General features: G+C 37.5%; 10 protein-coding genes. 2 read left to right on the plus strand and 8 right to left on the minus strand.

Annotated elements, in window-relative coordinates; all coding sequences use genetic code 11:
• Positions 1-475: 475 nt before the first annotated feature.
• Positions 476-1,570 carry an acyltransferase gene (locus BP861_RS16100; protein WP_394339166.1) on the plus strand — a complete coding sequence of 365 codons (1,095 nt, stop codon included), beginning with the start codon at positions 476-478 and terminating at the stop codon, positions 1,568-1,570.
• Between the two features lie 459 nt (positions 1,571-2,029).
• On the opposite strand, the gene BP861_RS07485 is transcribed toward BP861_RS16100, so the two are convergent.
• From BP861_RS07485 to BP861_RS07505, 5 genes are all read right to left on the minus strand, one after another.
• A complete protein-coding gene (locus tag BP861_RS07485) occupies positions 2,030-2,437 on the minus strand; it encodes a DUF1699 family protein (RefSeq protein ID WP_292374026.1) in 408 nt (135 codons plus the stop codon).
• A 694-nt stretch (positions 2,438-3,131) separates the two neighbouring features.
• Entirely contained in the window at positions 3,132-3,986 is an 855-nt protein-coding gene (locus BP861_RS07490; protein ID WP_292374028.1) for a helix-turn-helix transcriptional regulator, read from the minus strand.
• 868 nt (positions 3,987-4,854) lie between these two features.
• Positions 4,855-6,228 (minus strand): MFS transporter, encoded by a 1,374-nt coding sequence (locus tag BP861_RS07495; RefSeq protein ID WP_292374030.1) that lies wholly within the window; start codon positions 6,226-6,228, stop codon positions 4,855-4,857.
• Positions 6,229-6,404: 176 nt separating this feature from the next.
• Positions 6,405-7,439 carry a uroporphyrinogen decarboxylase family protein gene (locus tag BP861_RS07500; protein WP_292374032.1) on the minus strand — a complete coding sequence of 345 codons (1,035 nt, stop codon included), beginning with the start codon at positions 7,437-7,439 and terminating at the stop codon, positions 6,405-6,407.
• A 75-nt stretch (positions 7,440-7,514) separates the two neighbouring features.
• Positions 7,515-8,309 carry a corrinoid protein gene (locus tag BP861_RS07505; protein ID WP_292374033.1) on the minus strand — a complete coding sequence of 265 codons (795 nt, stop codon included), beginning with the start codon at positions 8,307-8,309 and terminating at the stop codon, positions 7,515-7,517.
• Between the two features lie 561 nt (positions 8,310-8,870).
• Here BP861_RS07505 and BP861_RS07510 point away from each other — a divergent pair.
• The gene (locus tag BP861_RS07510) at positions 8,871-10,145 is read left to right on the plus strand and encodes a chromosome segregation ATPase (RefSeq protein ID WP_292374034.1); all 1,275 of its coding nucleotides are present in this window, start codon (positions 8,871-8,873) and stop codon (positions 10,143-10,145) included.
• 33 nt (positions 10,146-10,178) lie between these two features.
• Here the strand turns inward: BP861_RS07510 and BP861_RS07515 are convergent, their stop codons facing one another.
• The 3 genes from BP861_RS07515 to BP861_RS07525 all read right to left on the minus strand — a co-directional run bounded on the left by BP861_RS07515 (position 10,179) and on the right by BP861_RS07525 (position 13,576).
• The gene (locus BP861_RS07515) at positions 10,179-10,634 is read right to left on the minus strand and encodes a DUF1699 family protein (RefSeq protein ID WP_292374036.1); all 456 of its coding nucleotides are present in this window, start codon (positions 10,632-10,634) and stop codon (positions 10,179-10,181) included.
• A 225-nt stretch (positions 10,635-10,859) separates the two neighbouring features.
• Positions 10,860-13,157 (minus strand): carbamoyltransferase HypF, encoded by a 2,298-nt coding sequence (hypF, locus tag BP861_RS07520; RefSeq protein ID WP_292374038.1) that lies wholly within the window; start codon positions 13,155-13,157, stop codon positions 10,860-10,862.
• Positions 13,158-13,408: 251 nt separating this feature from the next.
• Positions 13,409-13,576, minus strand: a complete 168-nt coding sequence (locus tag BP861_RS07525; protein ID WP_292374040.1) for a hypothetical protein — start codon at positions 13,574-13,576, stop codon at positions 13,409-13,411.

Raw genomic sequence — 13,576 nt, forward strand, 5'->3', positions numbered from 1 at the left:
ACAAACAGAAGAGAGATTGCTCAAAACATTCAAAATAGATACATTTTTATTGTATTCCAAGAGTTCTACAAAAGACTCTTCCAAGAATAGCTCAAGGCTTAAGAGATCTAGGACTTTGTTCTGATAAAATTTATTCATTGAGTAAAATTTGCCAGCTCCTTTAAAATTAAACTTATTGGTGAACTTATGGTTAATTAATCCTATCAATACCAGTCCAATCAATACCTATCGAGATCAAGGCTCTTGCTGTAATGCTAGCCAGATATTACGACAGTTGAGTTTTCAAAAAATATAGTGTTAAGACTTAACCCGACAAAATATAGGCTCTTGTCGAAAGTTATAAAGATTTTTATGTGTTTTTAATTATATGTTAGGTAGTGCAAAGCAAAAAAAGCCTATTTTTCGCTAGGTTTCAAAGTCAGAATCTATAGGATTTTCACAGGAGATTATAACTAGTCCAGAAGGAGAATTCGTTGTGAATAAAAACAATCAGAATTGGTTCACAGAAATTGATTATTTACGAGCTATTGCAATTATAGCAGTACTCATTATACATACCACTGACGATACTCTTGGAGTAAAACAACTTACAGGATTGACATTTTCTCTTATGTATATCGAAGAATTAGTCAGATTTGCTGTACCAATGTTTGTGTTCGTATCTGGTTTTGTTCTATACAATAAATATAAATTAGAATTGCCAATGAAGGATTTTTATAAAAAAAGATTTATGGTTATACTTATTCCTTATCTCATTTTCTCAGTAATCTACTATGTAGTAAATTCACACTTAGGTTTACTTCCAACTATAACATTAGATTTATTAATTACTAGTATTTTTAATTTCGACGCAGCAGGTCATTTTTGGTATATTAAGATGATATTGACATTTTATATTTTTTATCCTGCAATTATTGCTTATTACGAAATAATAAAAGAAAATTTTAAAAGACATACACTCCCAGCACTTTTTTCGTCCATACTGATAATGTATTTTTTAGGATCTTTTATACCTTCATTCGGATTTGCACTCGACACTCCGTTTAAGTATTTGATATATTTCATATTCGGAATATATATAAATGATAATTATAAGCAAGTATGCCAAAGTTTAGAGAGATTGTCGTTGAAAAAAGTTATATTAATAAGCGTTTTAATCATCAGCCTGCCGTTTTTTTCTATGTTTCTTTGTGTAGATCCAAGATGTAATACACAGTTCTCACAGTCTATTCCTTATTATTACCAGCTGACATTGATAAGTACACACATACTTCATATATGTGTGTTTATGCTTTGTTTGTACCTAATACTACTATTTAAGCCCAGAATTCCAGTACTTCAAAGAACAGGAGAATACTCTTACGGAATATATTTAGTTCATGCGATTTTTCATAATTTCCTCATTATAGATGTATTTCCTAAATTTTCCATTTTGCCTATGAACCTGTTGTACTACATTATTTTATTCCCAGTAATGTTAGTAGCGAGTTATTACATAGTAAAACTAATGCTAACTAACAATCTCACAACTTATATCATCACGGGAAAGTTATATTCCTATCGGCACTAGTGTCTCTCCAATCTTCAAAAATTTAACTACTATAAATAATTATAACCTACTTTACACAATATATTATAGATTACTCAACATAGAGTTTATCCTATTCGATTTGGTTTGTACCATGAACGTACACAAAAGAGTGGAAAGTATTTCCCTAGAAAATAAAGGAGTGAAATAAATAAAAGGATAATAAAAATTTTGAAGTATTAAAAAGAATAGAATAACAAAATTTGGGAAGCTAATGAAGTAAAAAAATACGGAAGAGCGGGATTATAAAAAGGCAAATATTTTAAAGAAGATTAGATTACAGAAGAAGTGGGATCATAATAAGAACATAAACATAGAATAAAGGAAACTAAACGTAAAAAAATAAAAATGAGGAAACTAAACGTAAAAAAATAAAAATGAGGAAACTAAACGTAAAAAGAAATAAAAATGAGGAAAAGTTAAAGCTACTGCTTCATCTTTTCAGGCTGTAACATCCTTTTTAATAATGTAAGCAACCATCTCAGGATTAAGTTTGCTTTCCCTTGAGACCTTTTCCTCAATAGCCTCAGTGGATTTTCCTTCAATTTTCAGTTCTCTTATTTCTTCAATTATTGACGAAGGAATACGGTAGTACTCGTTTATGTCCTTCCTATGGCCCCAAACATCGCCTTCTATGAGCTGGATACGCTGCATTTCAAGGAACATTTCTATGGACTTTGAGACGGTGCGCCTGTAAGATTTCGGAAGCTGTATGACCTCAATCTTAGGACAGTTCTCAACCAGTGAAAAAATATCCTTGTTTGAAGGCCTGAAGGCCAGATGCACTATTCTCTCATTTGGATTCAGTGTAAAGATTTCTTCTCTTGAACTCACAACCCTTATTTTCAAAGTTTAACCTCCAGATTTATCTATTTTTTTCACTTGATAGTAAAAAATTCTTCATTAAATATTTTTCTATAATTACCGGAATCATTTAAAAAGAACATCTATTTTTGTTCTTTCAGGAATCTTGCAAGATTTCAATCTAGGCAATAAAAATCAATATGTGGAACAGTATTTTTAGTGAAACTTAACGAAATATTTAAGAATATTTTGCAGGTAACTTGAAGAAGGAATTAGCAGAAAAATCAGAATTTTGTTAGGAGATAATTTATTTTACGCAGGTCAGGGCAAGTTTAATATCCAATAGATTAACTTTTGTAAAATAAATTAGTATGTATCAATAATTTGACATTTATTAAATAATTTAACTTTTATTAAATAAGTTAACTTTTATTAAATAATTTAACTTTGGTTTAAGGATTTACCATTTGTCAAATAAGTAAGCTTTTATTAATGATATAAACATTATAAGTAAGTTAATATTAATCTGCATTAGAAATTATACCCAAAGTTAAAATTTTCTTTAAGCTTGTAAATAGATAGGTCTACTACCATGAGGTAGAAACTTAAGAAAAAGAAGGAAAAGGAATTCAGGAAAAGGAAAAAGAACAAAGGACCCAGGAGTGATTGGAACAAAATAGAGAATCCAAAAAATGAATCGACTCCAGAATGCCCCGATAAAACTTCAAAAGCTAACCGATCAAAACATATTGGTCTTTGTAATATTGTATCCGGTGACTTCCATTTTTTCGGTATCATGGTCGATATAAACCATGTTTGAGATACTGGAATAATAAGTAAAAAGTTCCTGGCCCCATTTAAGAGCACTTTTTTCGTAGCTTATTAAAGTAGTCCCATCAAACCTTCCTTTCTTGTCAAAAAGCCAGAGGGCCATAAAGGTATCTGTGACAACAAGAGTAAGCGGTCCAATATGCCCACTACGAATGGAAATGCTCATATGTTCATGAGACAAGAAACATTTAAACTGTTCAGGGAAATCATCTAGAAATTTATAAAAAATCAACTCAGTAAATACAACCGATATTTTGCAATTATTTTTGAGAAGTTTTGAAAACAGACTTACAGTCTGAGGTTGGAAGGTAGAACTGGTCATCATAACGTGTTTAGAATTAATGAGATTGTCAACAAAAGTAGGATGGAATTCGAAAAGACAATCGCGATCAGCTACCAGAAGTTCGCAGTGCGTCAGATTCCCAATCCGCTTCCTCATATGATAGGGGATTTCACTAAGGTCACGTGTCTCCCAGTATTCATGATTTTCCGCATAAATATTTACAATATTGAGGAACTCTTCAATTTTTTCAACAATAAGAGCTCCCATATCTGAAAGTTTATATATATCCTCTGCGGAATCGTAAGTAACTAGGTCCCATTTAAGAAGCTTCTTAATCTGGGGCATCAATGCGCTTGAACTAACATCAAGTGCATCCTTGATTTCATCTATTTTCTTAGGTCCTTCCCTTAACAATAGAACCAGTACATTTTTTCTTTTTTCAGAGAAGAAGATTGTTTTTATTAGGCATGAAGGGTCCAATCTCAATCACCAGAGTTTATAAATGACCTTCAAATCGAAATAGCTTCAAACGTAATAAAGCAAAGGCATGAATTTCTATAACAAAATAGTCAAGAATTTTAATAATAAAGAATATATATACAGATCCAATATTTACAAATTAATATGGAGATCTTATATTAAAAAGATTATTATTTTTGTGTGATCAAAAATAATATAAAACATTAAGACAGAAGATAGTATCTTTTTTATATTAAGTAAAACTTAAAAACTTTCCTTCAACTTAGAAACCAAATTGAAATTTTTGATATCCGAATTTGTAAAGAGGTCTTTTATGAAAAAAATAATCAGAGATGGACAGATAATTAGTCCAGAATGGCGAAACCTCAAAATGACAAATACTTACGTAGACACTTAGATAGGCACTTGAAAATAGAAAAATAAATGCTGCAAAAAACAATAGATATTATGACTAATTTTTGGAGAATAAAATAGGAAATATAATGACAGTTCCTGTAAAATAAAATTATAGAAACTGTCACCAGCGTTTAATTTTGTATCCATCTTTACATAGTTAAGTTCATTTTCTTCTTAGGAGGAAGAATCAACCTTATCCTGAAAGGATAAAGTGTAAATAAAACTCTTCGCTTTTTTGCAGGATTGAATTCACACTTATTTTACAGGACTGGATTTATTTATTACACGGATATAGTATCTGTAATAAGGAACCATTCCTTTACTTCAATTTTATACTTTTGGGAAAGTATCCATTTCTACAAATTGAGCGAAGAGCAATTTACCTTGAGTTTTGAGTTTTTACATTATTGGAAGACCTGTTTAAGTACTGGAGACTTTGTTTAAGTACTGAAGATTTAAAGTCATTTAACTTTCACCTATATCTCTGCGTACTTGCAGATGCTTCGTTTATATCAGTAACTTTTACTGGTACTGCAGCTTCTTCTGAACCTTTCTCTTTAGAGACCAGAAGACAGAGGAATGCAAAAATCATGCATGCGAACATAAGAAGCCAAACAGACTTATACTGGGCTACGGAAGCGGTAGTCCCGCTAGGAACTTCCATCATCTTCCCTGTTATGGTCATGAAGATAGCCCCACCAAGGAAGGGGAAAATATTATATGCACCTGTTGAGGTTCCTACAATCGATGCAGGGAACCATTCCTTAACCTGGGCATAGGAGACAACAAAGAAACCACCGAAGAACCCGAAAAGGAAGTGAATAAGGATATAAGCAGTGGTACTTGTAATGTTTCCTGCCTGAGACCAGATTACGCCCCAGAGTACAATATAAACGGCTGTACCTGCAATCAAGACTTTTTTTCTGGACTTAAGCACCTTGTCCGAAAGGTAACCGGCAATCGGGCAGCCAAAGATCATACCAACTGCAATTAAGGAAAGGATACCTGCAGAAGTTGCATTGTCCCAACCAAGTACGTCCCTTAAAAAGGGCCCTCCCCAAAGTCCCTGGTAGACCATAAGGCTCCCATACATGAAGAAGAACCAGATTGAAATGGGCCAGAACTTCATTCCAGCGCTGAAAGTCTGCCTGAGAGCTTCTCCCATGGGGACCTTTGAAACACCCTTTGGAGCAACATAGTTTTCCCCTTTTTCTTGTGCTTCAATCTCGGCAATAGAAGGACAGCCCATATCCTCAGGCTTTTCTTTTACAAGCGTGAAAATACCAATTGCAAGTAGTACTGAAAAGATCCCAAGCATCAAGAAGACCTTTTGCCAGTCTCCAAAGAAAGCAGCCATCATTGCAAGAGGACCTGCAGCACTCAAAGCACCGATGTTTCCGACTGCAAGTAAAACTCCTGACATAGAGGCAAACTCATTTTTCTTAAACCAGATTGCAAGAACCTTCATTACGGGAATGTAGACCATTCCCACACCGATTCCGATGAGTACCCTTCCAAGAAGAACCATTGTGAAGCTAGATGCAACACCTGTAAGGATAGCTCCCAGGGCAGCCAAAAGCGTAAAAACGCCTGCAGTCTTTTTGACACCCCAGATATCAGTAAGAATACCACTTGGAAGTTGCATTGCAGTATATGCATAGAAGTAAGCAGAACCAAGAAGCCCTATAGATGCAGCTCCGACTCCGAATGTACTCATAATATCAGATGCAACTACTGAAGTAGAAACACGGTGGAAATATACGAAGAAATATGCGAGAGCCAAAATGACAAATACTACCCAGCGATATTTCATTACTTTGCTCACTTGATCTTGATTTATTCCCATAGCTATCGCTCCCTAGAGCTATAAATAAAAATAATAAATAAGATAAAGGCATCTAAATTTCAGGCATCCTTTAAAGGAAAAGCCAGATTTTTAGACACTTTTTTAGGATGAAACCCGATAATACTTTGATAATTATTATCTTTGAAACAGCCGTTTTCAAATTTTATAGAACCTGATCAGAGTTTTTCTGCTGACCAGTCAGCTACAGCTTTGACCCAGGTTTTGAGCCTGTCAGAAGTGCTGAGAGGGGGAGTTCCACAACCAAGCATACTTCCCTTTGCTCCACCATCAAGGGCTTTCCTAACTGCTCCTGTGATCTGTTCTTCCGTGCCTTCTACCATAAGTAGAGGAGTAAGATTTCCAACAACAGGAACTTCACCTGCAATCTTTGTAACTTCACTCATGTTGACTGCCTGCTCAACACTGAGACAATTTGCACCCGTAGCTGACATTCCTTCAACAATAGGAGTAGTATCCCCACAAATATGAAGTTCCCAGGGGCAGCCAAGGGAGTGAACAAAATCTCCAAGCTCCTTTTCTGCTGGAACGCCTATTTCATAGTAGAACTCAGGCATTACGAGATTAGGGGACGCGGATGCATCGGAATAATAAAGAGCATCTGCACCGGCTTCAATACAAGCTCTGGCATAAATCTTGTTAATCTCGAGGGCAACAGAGATCCATTCCTTCATCTTCTGCATCTGTTTTTCCTTCTGAAGACATTTGATGCTAAGCATGGAAAGATTCTCAGCTCCCATAAGGTCGCCTGCAAGTGTTACGGGAGCAACGAGAAAAGCAGTGATAGCTGCATCTGGGAATTTTTCTTTTGCCAGCTTAATAGCATCAAGGGTAGTCTTCACATACTTATCTTCGAGGAAGTTGTCGTATTTTACCTCTTCTGGCTTACTGAAAAAGCTCCTTACTGAGGGCTGGATATCGATTCTTCCCATTTTTACATCAAGGCCAAGAGCATGAGACTCTATAAACATACCAAAAGGCACGACAACGTTGTCAAGCCCGGCATCTGTATGCATGAGACCTGCAGTATTGACCATCATCTCTGCATTCGAGTGGTAATCAGGCCAGGAACCTCCGCTTTTCTCGATATATTCCTTGACCATGGTAGAACCTGTAATCGCAGGAATCCTGTCAACCTGTTTTCTGTTAAGCATTGCAAGGACCCTTTCTTTTGAGGTCATCTCAGCTACCATTTATTATCTCCTTTTCTTTTTGTGTTAATATTTGAAGCAAGAATAAGTATTCCTGAAAACAAAACATATAAGTACTCAATTCCATCTTGCACATTCAGGCGGGAAATCATTGACAGATGACTTTAACCAGGTTGCTGCACTAGCTGCATCATGGGGGGAAACATCTGCCCCTACCTGAGAAGCATATTCTGTTGTTACCGGAGCACCGCCAACCATCACCATTACTTTATCCCTTATGCCTTCTTCTTTAAGCATTTTAATAACCCTTGGCATCTCAGCCATAGTAGTGGTCATCAAGGTGCTCATGGAGATCGCTGTTGCCCTATTTTCCTTTGCAGCTTCAATAAACTTTGAAGCAGGGACGTCATTTCCAAGATCAACACAGTTGAAGCCGTTTGCACTTAGCAGGGTTTTTACAAGGCTTTTCCCTATATCATGGACGTCACCCTCAACAGTACCGATAACAACAGTCACAGGCTTTGAAGTATGGTCTTCTTCCCGTTTCAGATAAGGTTCAAGAAGATCCATACCACCATACATTGCACTTGAAGCTATCAGAAGTTGAGGAACGAAAGCTTCTCCTTGTTCGTATTTCTTACCAATGAGGTTCATGCCCTCAGCAAGTCCCTCGATAAGGGTCTTAAAGGGATCGAGACCAACCTGAATTGCCACCCTTGTCCAACCCTGAGCCATTTCTTCCTCACCTTCCATCACGAGAAAAGAGAGTTTTTTAAGAGTGATTGCTTCCAGATCAACTCCCGTTTTCAAAAGCTTCTGAGTAAGATCTTCGATTTTATCCAGATCCTCATCTTCTGCTGCTTCATCTAGTTCTTCGATTAATCCTTGGACTTCTTCCGGCAAATCCTCCATTTCGACACCTCATAAAATTATACTAATACTCCACATTTAAAGATTCAAGAACTTACAATGCGTACGAAAAATAATTGGGAAACGATCCGGATCTTCCTGGGTTCTCATAAAAGCAATTTAGTATAAGATTCAAAAATAGATATAGTAACCGTCATCGAAAAAGCGCAGATCTTTAATAAAATGAAAGTTACCTACTAAAATAAAAAAGGTATTAAAAAATCACTATTATTTAATAAATCAAGTAATAGGCATAAAATTAAAGAGCTGTTTTTCAAAAGAGCCCAGAATAAAAAAGAAAGGATAGAGAAAAGAGAAAGATCCTTTGAATAGAGAACTCGTGAATTCTGCGAACAGCCCCTTAAAAAAGCTGAACTACTGATTCTTTATCAGGTCGTTTACAGAATCAACGTAGTTGATTTTTCAATAAGGCATTGATTTTGAAAAAGAAAAAGAAGAGATTATTTTTTTAATTTTCCTTATTCTGTAAAGCGTAAAATCACACAACTTTTATAAAATGACATATTCAATATACTTCAGGTATCATTTTGAAGAGGCTCATGCATGGAAGATCCTGTTATCTCAAAAATAAAAAATCAATTTGATAAGAAAGGAAATCCGGCAAAGATTCCGCTGATGAGCGGGAAGCAATTTTTTGAAGCCCGATCCGAAGCGGATGGAGTCTATGTTGACAATCTAAAAAAAGATCCATTCTTACCCTGGAATATTTTTTCAGAATCCGTCAACTGTATAAAGGAAAATGGCGGGAAAGTAAAGAAGGGAAACGCAACAAATTCGAGATTAGGAGATCCAAACCTTGGTCTGGATACCCTTGAGGGTTATATTGCCAGCAAAGTTTACGGCTGCAGGGTAGGCGATGCGGTTTTTAAGAGAATAAATACGGTAGCTTCCGTACTTGCCTGGGCTGAGATTTGTGAAAACACACGAGGGCAGATCAGTCTCCTTTCAGAGGAAAAAGAACTGCAGACAGAGGAAAAAGAACTGCAGACTTGTGAAAGTGAAAACGAAATTTCTCCGGCTTTTAGCGCAGAAGAGAATAAAGAAAGCCCAGGAATAAACTCATTTTATCTTCATCCTGACAGCAAGCAGACCGAACCGAGAAACCTGGAAATAGAGATTGAAGTAAAAATCCAGAAAATAAAAGAACTTGAAGAACAGGTTGCAGGTAGGGACGAAGAAATAGGCAGACTAAAAATAGAGCTTAAAGCACGTGAAAACTTTCTTCTCGAAAAGGATTCGGAACTGCAAGTCCTTCAAGAAAAGTTTACTGATAAGAGTGAAGAAGCCCAACGTCTTGAGTCCAGGCTCATAGAAAAAGGAGAGGAGATCGAGGGCTTTACTGAAAAACTAAGGGAAAAAGTGGAAAATATAAAGACCCTTACAGAAGAACTTTCAGCAAAAGAAAGAGAAATAGAAGAACTTGAGGTAAGTATCTCCATAAAAGATAAAGATCTTAAGACCCTGGCTGAAGAGGTTATTACAAAGGCCGGGGAGATGAGAAAAATTGAAGAGAAACTTGCCTTGAAGGAAAGAAAAATAAACACTATGGAAAGTATGCTTGCTACAGCTGGAGAAAAAGTAAAAAAGCTTGAGAAGCAGCTCTCAGCCACTGAAGGAGAAGAAAAACTGGCAGTCCAGCTAAGAGAAAAGGAAGAATTTATAAAACAATTAAAAGGAACCCTAGCAAGCAAAGAAGAAGCATTTTCAAAAGTTAGTGAGGAAAACCGAAAATATCGGATGCAGCAGAAGTTAGCATCTGAGGGGTTAAGACAGATAGAAGAACAGAAAGCCTCAAGGAAATGGTGGAAACGCCTGTAAGCCACCTGAAGAAGTAAGCCAGAATTATTCTATTTAAACTTTGTTCATTCGTGGCCGCTCCGGGCCTGAAGGCAGAAAAGAGCTATGTAGCAAGTGCAGAATCATATCAGGGCTAATTTTTCTTATATTTATAATTTCACCAATTATTTCTTCCTCGGTTCTTCCTTGAACTTTTAATTCGTTTATTTTTTCAAGCACGTAAGCAGGTATTACGAAATAATTATTAAGATCGTGCCAGTGCCCGCTGACATCTCCTTTTATCAGATGAATACCTGAAGAAGTGAGGTACATCTTGATAAATTTAGAAAGTCCTTCGTAGGAAGATGCGGGAAGCTGAAGCAATTCTATCTCGGGACATGTCTTTACCAGACTAAACAGATCTCGGTCCGAAGGCCTAAAAGCAAGATGTACTGCCTTTTCCTCTGCCTCCAGGCCGGGAATCTCATCCCTGCTTGTTACGACTCTGATGCGTACACTACCTAGCCCCATTTATGCTCCCTTTCTTATCTAAGCATGTATCATTTATTTAATTTTGTATTTCAGTTATTCTGATCAAATTTCAGTATAATCATTATATTAATACACGGGATTTACGAAAAAAGAATAAATGAGTAGAGGAATACTGGAAAGTTTCTAAATCCAAGCTTTCTAATGAAAAGATAAACATAGTTACTAAGAAATAGAGAGAGAAGTGGATAGGAAAGCTTTTAAAACTTACTCTCTGGTATTTATGTTCAATCCTGCCGCAAGAGCCTGCCCAAATGAAATACATCCGTCTCCACAAGGAACTTGGCGGTGGGCTAGGAATTCAAAACCTGCTTCTGTAACAGTTCCTGCAATGCATGAAGTGATGTGATTATTGTAAGCAACTCCACCACTCAGACCTATCTTTACAAGCCCCTTTTTTGTGGCAAGCGAGATGGCAAGTTCAGAAATTCCCCTAGCAAGGTTCTCTTCAACTGCAAAAGCAAGATCAGCAGGAGAATACTTGCCGGAAAGCTCATATACCCCCAAAAGAAGTTCGGTGGTATCGAGTACAGGAACTTCGGAGGTTTTTTCATTTCTGAAGACTACAGGAAGATCTACGACATGGGTACTCTTCGTTGCGGCAGATTCGAGTTTCATTGCCGGTTCCCCTTCATAGGTTCTCATCTTGCATATACCAAGCAAGGCAGCCGCTGAATCTAGTACTCGTCCTGTACTGCTGCTTCGGACAACATTGACTCCAGTCTCAAGTTGTTTCATTACTGTTGAAAACTCCATGGATCCTTGAGGGAACTCAAGAGGGAGTTTTTCCAGCTCGGCTCTTCCAAGTTTCTCAAAAAGGATTCCCAGAACCATTCTTGAAGGTACCCTAGAGGCAAGATCTCCCCCTGGCATCGGCTGAGGGAGTAAATTCCCGATGCGCTCATATCCAAAGTAAGAGGATTCAAAGAGTTCCCCTCCCCAAATTGTACCGTCAGCGCCATATCCTACTCCGTCAAGAGCAATTCCAAGAATTCGAGAATCGATAGGTAGCGAGTTGTCAGCCATAAGAGCCAACATGTGGGCTTGATGATGTTGAACCTGAAGGGTATTCTCCCCTCCCATTTTTAGTGCAAAGCGAGTTGTGTTAAATGAAGGATGAAGGTCACATCCCCAATAAAGGGGCTCGATTCCGGTAAGTCGGATAAGGTGCCTGACAACTTCGGAGTGATACCTGAAAGTTTCCACATGACTGGTATTTCCTATATACTGAGAGATATAGGCAAGCTTTCCTTTCGACACAGTAACCGTAGAATTCATTTCAGCCCCCACCCCTATAGAAGCTTCGACTTCAAAAGGTAACTCTATAGGTTCAGGCACAAAGCCCCGGGAACGCCGAATAAACGCTGCTCTTCCATTCACAATACGAATAACGGTATCATCGTTTCTATTTGCAATAACCCTGTTGTGCAGCAGGTGATAATCGGCAATCCCTTTAAGTTTCTCAAGAGCCTCGTTATTTTCGACAACCATAGGCCTTCCGGGAAGGTTTGCTGAAGTCATAACATATACAGCATCATGTACGCAGTCAAAAAGCAGATTCTGCGTGCCTGTATAGGGAAGCATAATCCCTATATTGTGCAGGCCAGGGGTAACCGATTCTGGCAGACTGGATTCCTTTGACCTTGGAAGCACGGTAATAGGCCTGCGGTGAGAAGTTAAATATTCCCTGCCTGCGCCTTCAAGTTCTGCAAAGGTTTCTGCAACAGCATCATTTTTTACCATAACCGCAAAAGGTTGTTCCGGACGGCTTAACCGTCTTCTAAGTTCCTTTACAGGTTCCTCCTTTCGTGCATTACAGGCAATATGGAAGCCCCCAAATCCTTTTATAGCAAGAATTGATCCCTGCTGTAGGAGCTCCGAGGCTTCAGTAATTGCTTTATACCCTTTTGCCAGGATATTTCTTTTGGAATCCGAAAGCCAGATCTCTGGCCCGCATTTTGGGCAGCATACAGGCTGGGCATGGTATCTACGGTTGAGAGGGTCGGTATACTCGGCTTTGCACTCAGGGCAAAGAGGAAAATCAACCATCGTCGTATTTTCCCGGTCATAAGGAAGAGTTCGGACTGTCGTATATCTGGGCCCGCAGTTTGTGCAGACTGTAAAGGGATAATGGTAATATCTGGAAGAAGGATCAAAAATCTCAGACCTGCACTGTTCGCAAATTGCCGTATCAGGAGGAATTATTGAGTTTTCAAAAACTCCGGATTCGCTGGGCACGATAATAAATTTGGAATATCCGGAAAAAGGAACATTTTTTGTTTTTATTTCTGTAATTTTGGCAAGAGGAGGTTTTTTTTTCGGAAGATCTCCAACAAAATTGTCAAGGCTTTCCTGATTCCCTTCTATGAGGATTTCCACATAATTTCCCAGATTTTTCACGTATCCGAAAAGCCCATAAGATTTTGCAAGCTGATATATAAAAGGGCGAAAACCTACTCCCTGTACAGTACCAGTAATATGGAGAAGCCTTGCTTCGTTTTGCATATAAATTAGAGATTACTGTTTGTCGTTAAAATAGCTTTCTAAATAATAAAAATGTCCAACAATATCAGAAGTGGATTAAGATTTGAACTGCGGATTGTAAGCATAGAAGACATGCAAACCTCAATCTAACTACACCAAAAAAGAACATTTGTTAAAAATAAACATAGAAATGATATCTTAAATGAGATAATTTCGACTAAAAACAGAAGTCTGTGGCTGAATTCAGGATATGAATCATCCTGAAATTCAGGTCACAGAAAGTCTGGATTAATTGTTCTTATTATAATGATGAACCCCAGAACCATCATAAGAAGAGAAATTCTCCAGGCCACCTGCAATAGGCGGGCCTGGTTTTTGGGTTCAGCTAATTTAAATACTGCTCTTTCAACCAGATTAGGTTGATCATCACACGCTGCCAT

The sequence above is a fragment of the Methanosarcina sp. UBA411 genome, from assembly GCF_002495725.1.
Classification (GTDB): Archaea; Halobacteriota; Methanosarcinia; order Methanosarcinales; family Methanosarcinaceae; genus Methanosarcina.